The sequence below is a fragment of the Paenibacillus sp. PAMC 26794 genome (genome assembly GCF_000316035.1).
In the GTDB taxonomy this organism is placed as follows: domain Bacteria; phylum Bacillota; class Bacilli; order Paenibacillales; family Paenibacillaceae; genus Paenibacillus.
Genome location: NZ_ANHX01000016.1, coordinates 62,207 through 80,554, shown reverse-complemented (window position 1 = coordinate 80,554; position 18,348 = coordinate 62,207). Strand labels below are relative to the sequence as shown.

Genomic DNA, 18,348 nt, shown 5'->3' with positions numbered 1-18,348 from the left:
TTATGAAAACAGTGACAGGCCGATTCAGAATTGCTGGCATATGGGAGGGCGTATCTTTACTTTTATTGATTTTTATTGCTATGCCTCTGAAATATTTTGCAGATATCTCTTCCGCTGTAGCCGTAATGGGCATGATTCATGGTATTTTATTTCCTTTGTACCTTATTGCGCTAGTGCATTTGGCAGTGGTCAAAAAGTGGAAGGCAAGACGCTGGTTGATGGGTGTACTGGCCGGCTTTCTGCCTTTTGGAACTTTCGTATTCGAATCCTACCTTCGCAAGAGAAATTGGAAATAAAAATCAATAAGAATAAATGAAAGCAGGCGACTAATTCAGATGTTATCCGAATTGTCGCCTGTTACTTTCTGTACAAGTACTACTTTACTGTACCTTGCTGACGATCGGACAATAAGCTGACTCCAATATCGCCAGAGGCATTCGACACAGGTGTATACGCCGAGAAGGAAGTAACAACAACCAGGGCAGTGAACAGAAATAAGAATGATTTTTTCATACCATAACCTCTTTCATATGGGTATATATTCCATTTGATTCTAACGCACATAGGCTATACTTGAAAAGAAAAAGTTTAAATGAGCAAGCTATTGAATGACTGAAAGGGTTGAGCTTCTATGAAAGATATTCATGAGTTAACATCCATAGAAATGGTTGAAGAAGCTATTCAACAACATGAATTGTTTTTTTTGTATGTATCTCGTCCAGAGTGCAGTGTATGTCACGCTTTACTCCCCAAGATTAGGGCGTTGCTTGAACCTTATCCATCAATATACCTCGGTCACATTAATGCTAACGACGTGGAAGAGGTTGCATCCAAGTTTCTTATTTTTACCGTTCCAACAATGATCATGCTTGTGGAGCAGAAGGAATATATTCGAGCGGATCGTTTTGTTCGCTTGGAACGTCTGGAAGAGCAGCTGCTACAGATTCACTCCATGTATATCCAGGATGAGGAATAGAAAGCTAAAGCTTCTTGAACGGCGGCTCACACATGAGCCGTTTTTTTGCGCTCTCAGCAACATATAGCCATAGATAAAGGACATGATGCCTGAACTCACAAATTAAATTGTTGCCATGAAAACGGTTTTATGATAATTTAAACAATATAAAAACGTTTTTATAGCAAAGGAACAAAAACTTATGGCAAAGATAACGATTAAAGATGTTGCAAGGGAAGCTGGCGTATCCATATCTACAGTCTCCAACGCTTTGAATGGTGTGGATGTCTTGAACCCGGAGACGAAATCACATGTTCTTAAGGTGGCAGAACGTTTAAATTATGTGCCCAATCTGAATGGCAAGCTGTTGAAGTCCGGTCAAACCAAAATGCTCGGTTTTTTCACCACCAGTGTATCGGGTCCGTATTTCTATAAGCTGGTCGAGTCGATGTCTCGTGAATGTGATCGTCTTGGGTACGGGCTGAATGTATTTGTGACCAAGGATAAACACGTTATTATGAGTAATATTCTGGGTCGGCGGGTGGATGGTGTCATTATCTACGAAGAGCTTCGGATCGATGAGCAAGATATTATCGCCATGGAGAAAGACAAGATCAAGGCAGTTTTTTTGGATCGGGTTTATCAGAGCGATACGATGGGAAGTGTCATTTTTGACTCGTATGTGGCGGCTTACGAAGCAACCAAGTATCTAATTGGGCTTGGGCATAAGAAAATTGCTTATATTTCGGGTGTGGACACGATGTTTGACAGTGTGCAGCGTAGAGACGGCTATCTGGCTGCTTTGCATGAGTATCAGCTTCCGATTGATGAAGATTACATTATACAGGGTTATTTTGAGGAAGAGAGCACGTATAGTGCGATAAAATCTTTTCTTCATTTACACCCCGGCAAGCGGCCTGATGCATTTCTTGCAGGGAATGACTTGAGTGCAATTGGCTGTATGCATGCGTTGAAGTCTGAGGGTTTTGAAGTGCCTCAAGATGTTAGTGTCGTGGGTTTCGACGATATTGATATCGCACAATATTTTTCCCCACCGCTCACAACGGTAAGAAATCAAATTGCAAGGCAGGGTATCCTGGCAATCAATCAACTGGTGGGTATGATCAAGGAGAAAGAACAAGGGGCTGCGCAAAAATTGGCGGGTGAGCTGGTGGTTAGAGGTTCAAGCCATGTGAAGATCGACCGGAAAGACTATCGTACATAAGTTGATTCAGCTTCTTCTCCGGTCTTTTTTTACATAAATAAGAGCCGAGGGGGTTTTTATGGCGAAAAATAAAAACGTTTTTATAATCAATGCATGATGGAGGGGAGTAAAAGAACGTGGATAAATTAGCGGTAGAAACATCATCTGGTAAAAGTGATATCAGCCTCAACGGAAAGAAGCCTATTGGACAACGGATCAAAGAATTCGTAGTGGATTATCGAAGACAATGGGAGATTCAATCCATGATTATCCCTGGCATTATCTTTATGATTATATTCTGTTACATTCCGATCTACGGGTTGACGATTGCCTTCAAAAATTACACGGTCATTGATACGCTGGCCACCGCTCCATGGGTAGGACTGGATAATTTCAGAATCATTATGTCAGACAAATACTTCTGGGATGCAGTCGTGAATACACTGGGGATCAGTTTTTTGAAACTGGGTATAGGTTTCGTCATTCCCATCATTCTCGCGATCATGATCTATGAGTTAAACAGCGGACGCTTCAAGAAATTTGTGCAAACGGTTTCATATTTACCTCACTTTTTGTCCTGGATCGTACTTGGGGGAATGCTGATCACCTGGTTTTCGACAACGGGCTTATTTAATCAGTTGTTACTTAGCCTGGGAGTGATCTCGCAACCGCAGAACATCTTGCTGGATGCAGGCAAGTACTGGTGGATTGCTACGTTATCGGATATTTGGAAAGAGGCAGGCTGGGGAACCATTTTGTACCTGGCAATCATGGCGAAGATTGATCCAACGTATTATGAAGCTGCCAAAATCGATGGTGCAAGCCGTCTCAGACAGATCTGGAATATCACATTACCTAATATGAGATCAATCATCAGCCTAAATTTGATTCTAACTGTAAGCGGTTTATTAGGGTCGAATCTGGATCAGACACTGGTTCTCATGAACTCCCAAAACCGCGACAAAGCGGAAGTCATTAACTCGTACGTGTATCGTATGGGGATGTCACAGGGTGACTTTTCATATGCAACGGCCGTTGGCTTGGGTGTCTCGATCATCTCTGTCATTCTGCTCGTCACGGCGAACAAAATCACAAGCAAATTAAACGATAATCAATCTGTGTTGTAGAAGGAGGCATCCCGCGTGAATGGAAAGGTGGCAAAAGAAGATCTCGATAGTCGGATCTTTGATACCTTAAACATGATACTGCTAATCATCTGTACGATCGTTATTCTGGTTCCGCTCTGGAATGTCATCATCTCTTCCTTTAGCTCAGGCAAAGCGCTGGCGGAAGGCGGATTCATCTTCTGGTCACCGGAATTCTCGCTGGAGAATTACAGAGCTGTATTCAATGATCAGGGCATCTGGCAGGCATTCTTCATATCGGTCTCCAAAACAACGATCGGCGTTGTTACACATGTGTTCTTCTGTGCCATGGTTGGTTACGGTCTGAGCAAAAAGTACATAAGAGGCCGTAAATTATATGTTGCCATGGGGGTCATCACGATGTTCTTCTCTGGTGGCATGATCCCGACGTATCTGTTAATCAAATCACTTGGATTGTTAAACAGCTTCTGGGTGTACATTATTCCGGCATTATTCAGTTTCTATGATGTCGTGATCCTGATGAATTTCTTCCGGAATGTCCCAGATTCTCTGGAAGAATCGGCTAAGATTGACGGCGCCGGGGATTGGCATATTTTCCTGAAAATCTTCATCCCACTCTCCATGCCTGCCATGGCTACAATTGCGCTATTTAATGGGGTAGGGCAATGGAACGACTTCATGACAACCAAGTTATACATTACCGATCAGTCACTGTATCCACTTCAGATGATGTTGTATGAGATTATCGTGCAGTCTCAGACCCAATCTATGCAAAATGTCGGGGGTTCGGCTGTCATCGAAACAACAACCAAAGGTGTGCAGTTGGCCACTATTGTCATTACTACGCTACCAATCGTACTAATCTATCCCATCGTTCAGAGATATTTTATCTCGGGAATGATGCTGGGTGCGGTCAAGGAATAGGAGAACTAAATACCCCATTTTGAGGAGGAACAAAAATATGTTGAAGTTGAACAAGGCATCAGGAAAAAAAGGGATTAAATTGCTCGCAACATTGCTCACAGCCGTACTTATGATTACAGGTTGCAGCGGTGGATCTGGGGGCTCCAGTGAAGGAAACTGGGTATCTATTGAAGATCGCTATACGGTTGACCCGGAAAAGCCGGGTTGGCAGTTGGATAAAAAGGAAGAGGCTACCGACCTGACCTGGTACGTCAATGCAGACTGGTGGAACACCGATTTTGGCAAGGACATTGTCACCAAGAAAATCAAAGAGGATCTGAACATCAATATTAAATTCATCACGGGTGATGATACCAAGTTAAATACCTTTTTCGCAGGTGGAGATATGCCTGACTTGCTGACCGTATTTGACTCCAATTCTCCTGTGGTACAAAAAGCTGCAACCTGGGCTATGCCGCTGAACGATCTGGCGGAAAAATATGATCCTTACTTCAACAAAGTTGCGGCTGCCGATACATTGAACTGGTTCCAATTGGCGGATGGAAAAACCTATGGTTACCCGAACTATTCCAATACGCAAGAGGATTATGATAGCGGAAACATTCCTGCCAAAACGGCATTTATCATTCGTAAGGATGTGTACAAAGCTTTGGGTAGTCCGGTCATTGGAACGCCAGAAGAATTCCAGAGTGTGATGAAACAGATCAAGGAGAAGTTCCCGGCTCTAATTCCATTCGGCTTTAATGCCGTAGGTGAAGGAACGGGTTCACTCGGGGATACGTTGCAAGATTTCATCGGCGTTCCGTTGGAGACCGAATCAGGAGAATTCTATGATCGCAATCTGGATGAAGATTACCTCACGTGGTTGAAAACATTAAACACCGTGTATAGAGACGGCAATATCAGTGATGACAGTTTTGCCGATGATGGAACCGCTTTTGAGGAAAAAGTGAAGTCCGGTAAATATGCGACCATGCTGCTTGACGGTACTCCTCAGCAAGGAGGAAACTTGCAAATCTACATGAGTGCCAATCCAGGCAAAGAATATGTTGCTATCGATGGGCCACAGAGTACCAAGGGCAATGCACCAACATTGAATCAATCCGGGATAACGGGCTGGATGATCAACTTTATTTCCAAGGACTGTAAAGACCCGGCCAAGGCAATTCAAATCTTTACGTACTTATTGAGTGAAGAAGGCCAAACGCTCATGAATTATGGAATTGAAGGCGAGACCTATCAAACGAAAGCAGACGGTAGCATTGAGTTGCTGCCTGCCGTGAAAGACATGCAGCTGCACAATGCGGATCAATTTAAAAAAGATTACCGGATGGGCGAATTTATGTTCTTCGGTCATGACCGCCACAAAGCACTCAGTGCAGATGCTTTTCCGGAAGCCATTAAACAGATGCAGGAGTGGGGCAAAGGCAAGCTGAAACCACACTTCATTCTGGAGAATATTAGCCCAGATCAAGGTACACCTGAAGCTCGTGCGTTGTCGGCGATTAACACCAAATGGAATACAACGCTAGTCAGTATGGTACGTTCCAAGGATGATGCCTCGTATGACAATGCATTGGCTGCTTACAAGTCATTTTTAGGTGAAAACCGTTGGGAAGAGATTGTGAAGGTACGCAGTGAAAAGATGAAACTGAACAAAGAGAAACTAGGCATTCAATAATAGAAATACAAAGGAGAATCCTATGACTACATTCAAAATGTACAAATCAACAGGAGAAGATGAATTATTTGTATCTGTGTCCTCGGATCAATTGCAACCTCTTGCCCCTGATCTGGAGACAACGACCATTCTTCTGGATGATCAGCTAACGTATCAGGAGATGGACGGATTTGGTGCTTCTTTTACCGATTCATCTGCCTATTTGATCAACCAAATCTTGAATGAGGAGCAGCGGGATGAGGTCATGACCCGACTATTCCATCCGGAGAAAGGAATTGGGCTGTCGGTCATCCGTAATCCGATGGGCGCTTCGGACTATGCGAGAACGGTATACAGTTATAACGATATGCCAGAACAGCAGACAGACGCAGAATTAACCCAATTCAGCATTTCACATGATGAGGAGGACGTTATTCCTTTAACTCAAAAGGCGTTGGCATTGAATCCTGAACTGAAGCTATTTGCTTCACCATGGAGTGCACCCGGCTGGATGAAAACGAGTGGATCAATGATTACCGGACAATTGAAGGCTGAATGGTACCCCGTTTATGCCGAATATTTCGTGAAATACATTCAAGCTTATACAGAGCATGGATTACCCATCCATGCCATCACACCACAGAATGAGGCGCTTTATGAACCCGGGCACTATCCCGGTATGTTGATGCCAGCCGAAGCGCAAGCAGACTTTATCAAAAACCATCTCAAACCAGCCTTTGTTAGTAACGATATTCAAACCAAAATTTTCTGTTACGATCACAACTGGGATCAACCGGACTATCCACTGACCTTACTGGAACAAGCGGGAGAGGAAGTTGACGGAGTGGCCTGGCACTGGTACGGGGGCGATGCATCTGCTCAAACGAAGGTATATGAAGCTTTTGCAGGTAAAGAAGTGCATTTCACTGAAGGCTCAGGCGGAGAGTGGATTCCGCCATTTGAGCAAGCCTTCTCGAATGTGATGCGAACGGGAATTCAGATCCTTCGTAATTACAGCAAGTCATTGGTACTCTGGAATATGGCACTTGATGAGAACAACGGGCCAACCGTTCCTGGATTTGGCCGCAGTACGTGTCGTGGGATCGTCCAGGTGAATCAGCAAACAAAGGAACTTACGTATACACTTGATTATTATGCCCTGGCACATTTTAGTGCTTTGATCCGTCCAAAGGCTGTTCGGATTGAATCAACGTCCAGTGATCATGGAATTTGTTCTGTGGCTTTTAAAAATGCCGATGGTTCTGTAGCTTTAGTCCTCTTCAATGATGGGGAGGAGACGGCGAATGTGCAGACCAAGCTGCGAAATGAAGAGTTGTTATGTTTTCAAATGGAAAGCAAAAGTGCTACATCCATTTTAATTCATCCCAATAAGTAAACATACCTGAGATCAGGGCTTACGTCTTACGTTGTCAGTACCGTTTTTTGTTTGCGGTACTCCGTGGGCGTGAGCCCTGTATGCTTTTTGAACTGTCTGGAGAAATAATACAAATCACTGAAACCGAGATGCTCGGCGATGGCAGTTATTGTGTTCGGGGTGCAGGTCAGCAGTTCCTTGGCTTTATCGATTTTTTTGCCAGTAATATAGAGGATCGGAGGAACACCGATCTGCTGCTTGAAGAATCGAATGAAATAATTCGGATGCATGTAGGCGATCTGGGCCAGATCCTGAACCGAAATATTCTCTTCGATGTTGGAATCAATATACGCCAGAATGGTGGACAGTTTCTCCATGACAGGCACGTTAATAAAAGAGATCTGATCCAGATCCAGATTCATTATATAGTGGGATAGTAACTCGGTTAGTTTGCTCTTGGCCATCATATGGCCATAGACTTCATCGGATTTTGCATATGTAAGGATACTGCTGAAGATTGCTTGAATCAACTCAGGTTGATCAATCGTACAGATGTGTGGGAATTTCAGAATTTGGAACAAATTGATTCCCCCAACCTTTGCGCTAAAGTGACACCAATATTTGAGAAAAGGACGGTCATTAATGGCAGAGTAGGACTGTTTGATCCCCTCTGGCATTAAAATAAGCTGATTAGGCGCAGGATAATACTCCTCATTCCCAATCTTGAGCCAACCTTCACCTTCGCATATGAAATAAAACTTGCTGTAATCGGGCGTGTAATCCAGATCCCGCCAATCGGTATCACACCGATTGTAATTGACCATGAATAATTCGACTTGGAGATTAGACAGGTAGTTCGTAAGCAAAGTTTGGTGATTCATACTTTTCACCTCCATACAAGGTTATTATTGTCCATCTAAAAGTTAGTGTTCTGCATGTCTATCCTTCGGCCGTAGCACTACAATACAACTACAGACAATAACAGAAGGGATGAGAACATCTCATGTACAAAAACGAATATTTGCAACAGATTGAAGCAACGATTGCCAATGGTAAATTCAAGGACAACTGGAGTTCGCTTAGCGCCTTTCAAGCTCCCGAATGGTACCAAAAAGCGAAATTCGGCATATTCATTCACTGGGGGCTATATTCTGTACCGGCCTATGATAGCGAATGGTATTCGCGAAATATGTACATACAAGGCACCAAAGCTTATGAACATCACCTTGCGGTATATGGACCCCATAAGGACTTTGGATATAAAGACTTCATTCCGATGTTTCGTGCAGAGAAGTTCGATGCAGATGAATGGGCAACGTTATTCAAACAAGCTGGAGCCAGATATGTTATGCCTGTGGCTGAGCACCATGATGGTTTTCAGATGTACAAAAGCTCTATCTCTCACTATAACACATATGAAATGGGCCCCAAACGGGATCTTCTGGGTGAGATGAAGGTTGCGTATGAGAAGCAGGGGCTGACCTTATGTGTGTCGTCTCACCGCGCCGAGCACTGGTTCTTCATGTCTCACGGGAAGGAGTTTGATTCAGATATTAAGGAACCCCTGGAGCGTGGGGATTTCTATTGGCCTGCCATGCCTGAACCCAAGGATCACTTCGACTTGTATGACTCACCTCCAACCGAGGAGTATCTGGAAGACTGGTTGATTCGATGCTGTGAACTGGTCGATCAATATCAGCCAAAGGTCTTTTATTTCGATTGGTGGATTCAAACGGTTGCATTCAAGCCCTATCTTAAAAAATTTGCTGCTTATTATTATAACAAAGGCGAAGAATGGGGTGTGCCTGTAGCTATCAATTATAAACATGAGGCCTATATGTTTGGAAGTGCCGTTCCGGATGTGGAGCGGGGACAGTTTGCTGAGCTCAAGCCCTATTTTTGGCAAACGGATACAGCTGTCGCTAAAAACTCATGGTGTTATACGGAAAATAATAACTATAAAACAGCCGAAGAGATCATTCGGGATCTCGTCGATATTGTAAGCAAAAACGGAAATTTACTGCTGAACATTGGACCCAAAGCAGACGGCAGCATACCGGATGAAGATCGCGACATTTTGCTGAGTATCGGCAAGTGGCTGGAAGTGAATGGGGAAGCGATCTATGACACGTCATTCTGGCGTACGTTTGGCGAGGGTCCGACAGAGGTGAAGGAAGGACAATTCACTGACGGGGATACGAAGATATTTACAAGTGAAGATATACGGTTTACGTTAAAAGAAAGCAGTCTGTATGCCACGGTTCTTGCCTACCCGGATAACGGGGTGATTCACATTAAATCGCTGAAGGAAAATTCTCATCATTTTCAAGGCGTTATTCAAGGTATTCAGGTACTTGGTTACGAGGAACAACCGAAATGGGAGAGAACAGCGGACGCACTGACGATCACAACGACAACTGTGAAAAGTAATGCGCCGATTGTTTTCAAAATTGAATTGGATTAATTGAATGAAGGACCGTTACCAGGAAGGGGACACACTGGTAACGGTCCTATTTTAATGATGAGTCAGCCTTTTGCAGTCTAATGCTTTCGTGTTTTTCGTGAGACCGTTCGGGCTTTGGCTCTTCGTTTACTGGACATCCGAAGCGCCTTAATTATACGTTGCTGCTTGGATAAGCGCTGGCGGAGATAACGAGTTTTTTTGGTGGATGTTAATGATGTAGGTGATATTACGGGCAATGTTAGTGTTCCAGATCCTGGTATCGGTATTGGTGTTCTTATAGGGAGCAGTTCGGAGTATGCATCCGGTATAGCATTCATCGTTTTGTAGTTTATGGGGATAATGCCCAGTTCCTGTAGCGTTCGGGGGATTATCGGATTGATAAATACCTTAAGCTCATGCTCGCGAATGTCCAGCCAATTGGATATGTCACGCAGCACATCATCTACATATCCGGGATGACATACAATCTCGGTGACACCTGCGCGGAGCGAAGACAAATGATGGAGCAAACGACGTAAGCCTTCGGGTCCTTCATACGTGTCCAGCAAAATTGTATCCGTCATTCGGGGGGCAGACAAATCTGGTATGGAATGCCGGATTTGCGATCTCCGGAGCGGGATGTTTTCCCGGACGGCTTTCTCGGCCATGATTTTATATATTCTGGGATCGTTTTGGTGCAGCAGTTGATGGGAATCCAGATGTGTAGGCGTAAAGGAGGTCTGGATAAAAGCATTCCATTGTGCATCGAGTTCTTTCGCAATATCAGCTATGTCTCGTATGGTAACATTGTCGCCCTTATAAAAAGAACCGTCAGGATTCACCAAAGAGGGCACCTGGGAAGGTTCGGACACGGGTCTCCCGTAAGTCAGGTTGAAATGCAATCCGATTCCAAGGTCTGGCAACGAACAGGCAGAGCTTACTGCATGGTCGAGGCCCGGCATATTCACCATCATTGAAGTACTCGTAATCCCTCCAGCCAGATAGGCTTGAATAATTCCCTGATTAACGCTAGGTGAGAGACCAAAATCGTCCGCGTTAATAATCACTTGTCTACTCAAGATGATGATCTCCTTTCTTACGTTGATAACGAATCCATTGCCATGTCCCCAATATATTACAGGTCACCAGGTATGGACCGTTCATTCGCACAGACCTGACAAAATACTTTTAAATTTTGTCTTGTCCATTGTATATCCAGTGTCATTATAGAAATAATTGAGTCGCAAGTAGAATACATTTAATGTAAACGTTGTTATTGATTGAGAAGAATGGGGGCGCCCGTTCAAAATCAGTCCGTTATTATGGGGAGGGAACAGTTTGTTGAAAAAAAAGAAATTCGTAAGTCTGCTTGTGCTTTTCAGTTTTTTGATCGTTTTACTGCCTGGTACGACGACGAGTGCTGCGACCAATTGGAATCTGGTGTGGAGTGACGAATTCACTGGAAGCTCCCTGAATACCTCGAACTGGTCGGCGGAGATTGGTACGGGCAGCAGCGGATGGGGAAATAATGAATTGCAGTATTATACAAATCGTCCCGAAAATCTGCAAGTGACCGGTGGAAATCTGGTCATTACCGCGCGTAAAGAAAATTACAATGGCAGCAATTATACCTCGGCCCGAATCAAAACCCAAGGTTTGAAGGAGTTTACGTACGGGAAAGTTGAAGCACGGATCAAGCTTCCGTCCGGTCAGGGGTTATGGCCTGCTTTTTGGATGCTGGGAAGCAATATTACTTCTGTAGGTTGGCCAAAGAGCGGAGAGATCGATATTATGGAGCGGGTCAATAACAATGCTTATGTAAACGGCACCGTACATTGGGATGCTAACGGGCATGCCGACTATGGAAAGATATCGGAGAATCTTGATTTTTCTCAATTTCATGTATACAGCATCGAATGGGACGCCAAATATATCCGCTGGTTTGTAGATGGCAAACAATTCAATGAATTTTATATCGAAAATGGAACAGGGAACACCGAGGAGTTCCAGCGTCCGTTCTTCCTCCTCTTGAATATGGCTGTAGGCGGAAATTGGCCTGGCAGCCCGAATAATGCGACACCTTTCCCGTCACAAATGCTTGTCGACTATGTACGTGTTTACCAGGCAGCGGCAGCACCGAGTATTGTCAATGGTGGTCTTTACACGATCAGTTCGAAAGCAAGCGGAAAAGTCATGGATATTGTGGACGTGTCTACGGCGAGCGGAGCCAAGGTGCAGCAGTGGACTAATTATAGTGCAAGCAATCAAACGTTCAGAGTGAATAGCACAGGGGATGGCTATTACAAGCTTACGGCGGTCCACAGCGGAAAAGTGCTGGATGTGCCCAACTCATCCTCCTCGGCCGGAGTACAATTGCAGCAATGGGATGATAACGGGTCCAATGCCCAAAGGTGGAGCATCCAGGATACGGGGAACGGTTATCATAAAATCATTTCCAAAATCAATGGATTGGCAGTCGATGTTTCGAACTCTTCAACGGCAGATGGGGCGGCAGTGCAGCAATGGAATGATAACGGTACAGATGCTCAGAGGTGGTCTTTTAGCAAATTGAACTGATAAATTGGAAAAAGATCAAGAACTGTATACTTTATTTCATCCGCCCATTTGATTTTCGACTATCGAGGAAACGCTTAACTGAAAATGTCAGAACCCAAAAAGAACGGCGACAGGTTTATCTCGTCGTTCTTTTTGATGTCAGAATAAGATGTCAGAATAAATTCTTCATAGTTATAAAGAACCATTTTAATCTATCAAAAGATGATATCTTTCGCATTTGCGTATAAAAATTAAGAAAAGCAGAGTCAATGGACTTAAAAAGCATTAAAAAGACTTATTTTCTATTTTTTTCAATAAAAGTGCTTGTGTATCTCGAAGTATGACTCTATAATATACCATAAAAATACAATTGGATTCTAAATTTTATATTATATGTAATTTTAAGAAGTATACACCTAACTCCAAGAAAGCTCCTGATCCAACCACATCAATGAAGCTCCCATGTAAATTATGCGTTCTTGCTAACGCTCTTGGTTACCCTCCTTGTTGAATGCGAAAACACTTCCAACCTCAAAAATGATTGATCTGAAATTCACTTCTTTAATATCCATTCATTAAGAGTTTTATAATCCTTCACATACAATGTAATTAAATTAATAACTTGTCCTGTAAAGGAGGTGAGGCTTGGAGTAAATGAAACGCAATACGTCTGACCAATGAAGGCCGTTTCATCGTTTCGTTTGAAGGAATGGATACAGTAAATCGCTGTATTACAAAAACCGGGTAAAAGGAGTGGAAAAGTTTGATAAAGATAAATCGTTTACGCAAGCCGCTCTCTATGGGCCTGTCGCTTCTCCTTGCATTATCTATCATTCATCCGGTTTCAGCTGAAAACGCCGTATCACAGAAGATCGACATGAAATCCAGTATGGAGAAGAGCTCCACCTCCAAAGTCAATGCGAAACTAAGCAAGGAATTTGAGAGCAATGACTACGTCACTTATCTGGTAAAAATGAAAGAGCAGGTGGATACAGCGTCCGTATCCAAACAAGCCATGGAAAAGGCGACGATCGAGAAGCAAACAGCTTCAGCTACCAAACTGTCGGTACGAAGCTCGGTCGTCAGCTCTCTGCGAGAAACGGCCTCACGTACACAATATCCATTGGAAACTTATCTGGAAAAGGAAGTTGACCTGGGTAAGGTCAAAGAATATAAAAGCTATTTTATTGTCAATTCACTGGCAGTGACAAGTACCAAAGAAGTCATGGAACAGATTGCGCTGCTGCCTGAGGTAGAGAAGATTCTACCGAATGAGACGAGATACTTACAGAAAGCAGAAGTGAGTAAAGAACCGGCGAATGCGGCACCAGGCAAAGATGCTGTCCAAACGCCAGTTAAAGACTCTTCAGTCGGAGTCAAAGACAAAGAGCCTGCTGCAAAAGACAAGCTTGCGACAGAGAACGTGGAATGGAACCTGGATTACATCAATGCGCCAGCCGTGTGGGATCGGGGGATCGATGGAACAGGGATTGTTGTTGCCAATCTGGACAGCGGTGTGGACTATACCCACCCTGCGCTTCGCAGCAAATGGCGGGGACTGGATGCTTCGGGCAATATCGTTGATCCCGAACTGAGCTGGTATGATCCGCACAGTAATGCTTCACTTCCTGCGGACGGAGACGGGCATGGTACGCACACGATGGGTACAATGGTTGGCTCCGAAGCAGATGGCACCAACCAGATCGGGGTTGCTCCCGGTGCGAAGTGGATTGGTGTACGGATATTCAATCCGGAAACAACAGATGCCATTATTCTGGATGGCGGACAATGGTTGATCGCTCCGGTGGATGCGGAAGGCAATCTGCATCCTGAACTTGCACCGGATGTCGTCAACAACTCATGGGGCGGCGGTGCCGGGCTGGATGAATGGTTCCGACCGATGGTGCAAGCCTGGCGTGATGCTCAGATTTTCCCGGAATTCTCCGCAGGAAATGTGAGACTGGGTAACCCGGGCGGACCTGGTTCTGTTGCTAACCCGGCCAACTATCCTGAAAGTTTTGCTACAGGAGCAACCGATATCAACGGAAATCTGGCTTCGTTCTCCCTGCTGGGCCCATCCCCGTATGGTGAGATCAAACCGGAAGTATCTGCCCCTGGTGTGAATATCCGTTCAGCAGTTCCAGGCGGTGTATATGAGGGAGGCTGGAACGGAACGTCCATGGCAGGCCCGCATACAACTGCGCTTGCTGCACTGCTGCTTCAGGCCAATCATTCCCTTACAGTGGATCAGCTGGAGCAGATCATTACAGATACAGCCACGCCGAGAACAGATAGTCAGTATCCGACATCTCCTAATAACGGCTACGGTCACGGCATTATTAATGCCCTTGATGCTGTGGGTTCGGTACTCGAAGGGATCGGCACAGTATCCGGCAGAGTGGTTACGGCGGGAGATGATCTAGAAGAGCCGGTACTGGCACATACCCCTGTTAATTCTGCCTTTACAGGCATCGATATACCATTAACCGCTCATGTGACAGATAACGTCGCGGTAGTCTCCGTCGAGGCTTTTGCCAAAACGACAGGCACCAACCAGTACGTCTATCTGCCGATGAATCGGATTGCTGGAGATAAAAAAGATGGGACATATACAGCGACAATCCCTGCTTTTCTTATTGAACCGCAAGGTGTAGAGTATTATATCCGCGTGAATGATTACGGCAACAACGGATTCGAAAGTCAGGTATATAAAGTGGCTGTGTCCAATGGTGTTCAGCCAGGATATCTTCAGAATTTTGAAGAAGATCAGCTGGGCTTCACCACTGGCGGAACCGGAAGTACCTGGATATGGGGAGCACCAAGCAGTGGTCCTGGAAGTGCATACTCCGGTGACAAGGTGATTGCAACCAATCTGCAAGGAACTTATGTGGCGAATAGCAATGCATATCTGCTTGCGCCACCAATTGATCTCACCGAGAGTCCGGAAGGGGCATTGTTATCCTTTAAGCACTGGTATGATCTGGAGAATAACATCGACTTCGGCAAGGTATACATTGCTTCCGAGGATAGCGATTATGTGTTCGAAGAGCTGTTAACTTTTACGGGTACAGGTGGCAATTGGAAAACACAATATGTGGATCTTCGCGAATATGCGGGACAGCAGGTGTTCATCAAGTTCAATCTGACGAGCGATAATTCAGTGCAAAAGGCTGGCTGGTACATTGATGATTTCGCTGTAGAAGAACTGGATGATATTGCTCCGGGTGCTCCTGCCGGATTGTCAGCGACGGCCGACATTCTTGGTAATGTAGCCTTGAGCTGGACTGGTCCGAGCGATGAGGATCTCGAATCCTATATCGTATATCGTTCCACAACCGCAGGTGCAGGTTATGAATCCATTGGAACTGCAACAGGAACAACGTTTACAGATACGGCTACGGTGACAGATTCGACGTATTACTATACCGTTGCCGCACTTGATTATAGTGGCAATGAAAGTGACAAATCGAATGAGGTCTCCATTACAGTAGAGGTGCCTCAAGATATCTACATCGATCATTTCGATGGCAGTGATGATAATGGCTGGACTCATTCGGGAACCAAAGATGAGTGGGAACGCGGTATTCCGGTAACGGGACCTGCCAGCGCGGTTTCTCCACCGAATGTCTGGGCGACTGATCTCGACAATACGTACGAGAGTGGTTCCAACTATTCACTCGTATCTCCGGTCATTGATTTGACGGATGTGTCCGAAGGAACACTCACGTTTAATCATTGGTACGAGATTGAGAGTGGATACGACTACGGGTATGTGGAAGTCACCAAGGATGGTGGAACCACATGGTCAGAACTGGGCAAATTCTCACATAGTACAAACGGTAAACAATGGACACCCGTATTTTATGATCTGGATGCACTTACCGGTAATGAAGTTCAATTCCGATTCCGCCTGACCTCAGATAACAGTGTTGTGAAGACAGGCTGGTTCATTGATGATTTCCGTGTACTGGGAGTTGCTGCGGAGACGGTAACGGAGGACAGTGCGGTTGTGCTTAACAATGACAAACCAAAACCGTCCTATGATAATCCATGGTACAAAATTTCGCGGACAGACAAAGCGGAATTTAACAAAACGAAACAGCAACAACCGGAAGTTGAAAAACCAGAAACAGGCTCGGTTAATCCACAAAGCCTGCCTGCAAGTGCAACGGTTACCGTACTGGAAACCGGGCGTTCGGTGAAGACAGATCCAGCTACAGGCAAGTATAACTTCACACACGTAGCAGGCGATTACACGTTAAAAGCTGAAGCATATGGATATTATCCTCGAACTCAGCAGGTAACGATCACCGATGGCAGTGGAGCCAAAGCCAACTTTAATCTGGAGGCAATCCCGCATGGGCAGATTGAAGGTGTAGTAACGGATGAGCGGACAGGACAACCGCTGGCTGATGCTTCCGTTCTCGTGGTGGAAGATGCCAATGTAGGTGAAGTTCGCACAGGTTCAGATGGCAGCTTCAATATTCAGGTATTGGAAGGAAGTTATACCCTGTCCATCCGGGTTGCGGATTATTACAGTAAAACCGTTACTGTGACTGTCCCTGGCAATGGTACGGCTGAGGCAAATGTTGCCTTGAAGCCGTTCATCGGTTTCCCTGGAGAAATTGCTTATGATGATGGAACAGCAGAGAACGCACGAGCTTTTAATGCTGCGGATAACGCTTGGGCAGTTCGAATGACACCAGAGCTGGAGACCGCTCAACTGACAGGTGCATCGTTCCGATTCTGGAACACCGAATGGCCTGTACCTGGAGGCACAGCGTTCCAATATGCCGTCTATGATGCATCGGGTGCGGGCGGAGCTCCGGGACGACAACTGGCTGGACCATTTGACGGTACTGCACTTCGTAACGATCAATGGACAACTGTTGAATTCCCGGAACCGGTCATTGTAACGGGTGATTTCTATATCGTGTATGTACAGAGTTTAGCTGGAACTAGCGCTCCGGGACTCGCTACCGATGAGGATGGTCCAAATGCAGGTCGAAGCTGGCAGCGAGTAGGTGGAGCGTGGAGCACTTCACCTGATGAAGAAGGTAACTACATGATTCGTGCAGTTGTGAGATATCCGGTAAATGCACCTGTGCTCACAGCACCTGCGAACACGTATACGAATCAATCAACCTTCACCGTGTCGGGAACGTCTCCGGCATCCGGCGCACAGATCAAGATATACAACGGCAAAGATCTCGCTGGCACTACAACTGTCGCAAATGGGAAGTTCTCATACGGTGTGAAACTCCGTTCTGGCATTAATGCGATTACCGCCGAGGCAGTGGTGGATGGGAAAACGACCGACCGCTCACTCCCCGTCGTCATTATTCTGGATCAGACCAAACCGCAGTTGACGATTCTTACGCCAGCTCAAGGGGATCGCATCAATGCAGAAGTTGTTCACGTAACGGGTAATGTCGTGGAACAATTCCTCGATAAGGTAACCGTTAACGGACAAACCGTACAAGTGGGAAAAGACAGAAGCTTCAGTCACCGCGTATTGGTCAATGAAGGCGAGAACACAATTACCATTACAGCAACCGATATCGCTGGTAACAAAACGACCGTAACCCGCACCGTCTATGTGGAAACGGCGTTGCCAGAACTTACGAATATTACGCCAGCTGAAGATGTTCGAATCACATCAGGGGAGAGTGTCACCGTTTCGTTTGACAGTAAACCTGGTCTGCAAGCATCTTTCCGTATTCAGTTACCGCTGAATCTGAATGCCCAAGGGGCAGGAGAGATTTCATTGGTGGAGACCGAAGCTGGTCGTTACACGGGTACGTACACAACACCTTCATCCCTTGTTCTGGATGGTGGAGTCATTGTGATTCGCGCTCAGGATGCAGCAGGCAACAAAGTAGAGGCTGAAGCAGCTGGACGATTGTTCGTCAGCGCAGCACAAGAACAATCAGTTCCAGAACCGGATTCCAGCCCTGAAGAGACTGAAACGGAAGTGGATCCATCGTCCGCTGAGGGTCTGCAACCTTAATTATGCAAAGTATGACATGGATGCTAACTGCGTTTTGACCATCTAAGCAAGAAGCCGATAAGCCGAGGTATCAGGGCTTGTCGGCTTTTTCTTTTGCTCTCATATGATAGAGGTG

Annotated in this window: 13 protein-coding genes; 10 read left to right on the top strand and 3 right to left on the bottom strand. The window is 45.3% G+C overall.

All coding sequences use genetic code 11. From position 1 onward, the window contains the following. Window positions 1-2: 2 nt before the first annotated feature. On the top strand, window positions 3-296 hold the full coding sequence (locus D829_RS0109655; RefSeq protein ID WP_017688679.1) for a DUF3817 domain-containing protein: 294 nt from the start codon (window positions 3-5) through the stop codon (window positions 294-296). 79 nt (window positions 297-375) lie between these two features. Here the strand turns inward: D829_RS0109655 and D829_RS33680 are convergent, their stop codons facing one another. Further along, window positions 376-513, bottom strand: a complete 138-nt coding sequence (locus D829_RS33680) for a hypothetical protein (RefSeq protein WP_017688678.1) — start codon at window positions 511-513, stop codon at window positions 376-378. 118 nt (window positions 514-631) lie between these two features. On the opposite strand from D829_RS33680, the gene D829_RS0109645 reads away from it, so the two are divergent. From D829_RS0109645 to D829_RS0109620, 6 genes are all read left to right on the top strand, one after another. After that, on the top strand, window positions 632-976 hold the full coding sequence (locus tag D829_RS0109645; RefSeq protein WP_017688677.1) for a thioredoxin family protein: 345 nt from the start codon (window positions 632-634) through the stop codon (window positions 974-976). 181 nt (window positions 977-1,157) lie between these two features. Continuing rightward, window positions 1,158-2,180, top strand: a complete 1,023-nt coding sequence (locus tag D829_RS0109640) for a LacI family DNA-binding transcriptional regulator (RefSeq protein WP_017688676.1) — start codon at window positions 1,158-1,160, stop codon at window positions 2,178-2,180. A 116-nt stretch (window positions 2,181-2,296) separates the two neighbouring features. Beyond that, complete coding sequence (locus D829_RS0109635) at window positions 2,297-3,286, top strand: ABC transporter permease subunit (RefSeq protein ID WP_017688675.1); 990 nt, start codon at window positions 2,297-2,299, stop codon at window positions 3,284-3,286. 15 nt (window positions 3,287-3,301) lie between these two features. Next, window positions 3,302-4,189 (top strand): carbohydrate ABC transporter permease, encoded by an 888-nt coding sequence (locus D829_RS0109630; protein WP_017688674.1) that lies wholly within the window; start codon window positions 3,302-3,304, stop codon window positions 4,187-4,189. A gap of 37 nt (window positions 4,190-4,226) precedes the next feature. Further along, the gene (locus D829_RS0109625) at window positions 4,227-5,870 is read left to right on the top strand and encodes an extracellular solute-binding protein (RefSeq protein WP_017688673.1); all 1,644 of its coding nucleotides are present in this window, start codon (window positions 4,227-4,229) and stop codon (window positions 5,868-5,870) included. Window positions 5,871-5,892: 22 nt separating this feature from the next. Then, entirely contained in the window at window positions 5,893-7,245 is a 1,353-nt protein-coding gene (locus D829_RS0109620; RefSeq protein ID WP_017688672.1) for a glycoside hydrolase family 30 beta sandwich domain-containing protein, read from the top strand. Window positions 7,246-7,271: 26 nt separating this feature from the next. Here D829_RS0109620 and D829_RS0109615 read toward each other — a convergent pair whose 3' ends face one another. Further along, window positions 7,272-8,105 carry an AraC family transcriptional regulator gene (locus D829_RS0109615; RefSeq protein ID WP_017688671.1) on the bottom strand — a complete coding sequence of 278 codons (834 nt, stop codon included), beginning with the start codon at window positions 8,103-8,105 and terminating at the stop codon, window positions 7,272-7,274. Window positions 8,106-8,227: 122 nt separating this feature from the next. Here D829_RS0109615 and D829_RS0109610 point away from each other — a divergent pair, with 122 nt between their 5' ends. Beyond that, window positions 8,228-9,688: an alpha-L-fucosidase gene (locus D829_RS0109610; RefSeq protein WP_017688670.1), complete on the top strand. Its 1,461-nt coding sequence runs from the start codon at window positions 8,228-8,230 to the stop codon at window positions 9,686-9,688. Between the two features lie 77 nt (window positions 9,689-9,765). Here D829_RS0109610 and D829_RS0109605 read toward each other — a convergent pair whose 3' ends face one another. Then, window positions 9,766-10,746, bottom strand: coding sequence for a ChbG/HpnK family deacetylase (locus D829_RS0109605; RefSeq protein ID WP_017688669.1), 981 nt, complete (start codon window positions 10,744-10,746; stop codon window positions 9,766-9,768). 259 nt (window positions 10,747-11,005) lie between these two features. Here D829_RS0109605 and D829_RS0109600 point away from each other — a divergent pair, with 259 nt between their 5' ends. Together D829_RS0109600 and D829_RS0109595 are read left to right on the top strand one after the other, a co-directional pair. After that, window positions 11,006-12,244, top strand: coding sequence for an RICIN domain-containing protein (locus D829_RS0109600; RefSeq protein WP_017688668.1), 1,239 nt, complete (start codon window positions 11,006-11,008; stop codon window positions 12,242-12,244). A 742-nt stretch (window positions 12,245-12,986) separates the two neighbouring features. Then, complete coding sequence (locus D829_RS0109595; RefSeq protein WP_017688667.1) at window positions 12,987-18,233, top strand: S8 family peptidase; 5,247 nt, start codon at window positions 12,987-12,989, stop codon at window positions 18,231-18,233. Window positions 18,234-18,348 lie beyond the last annotated feature (115 nt).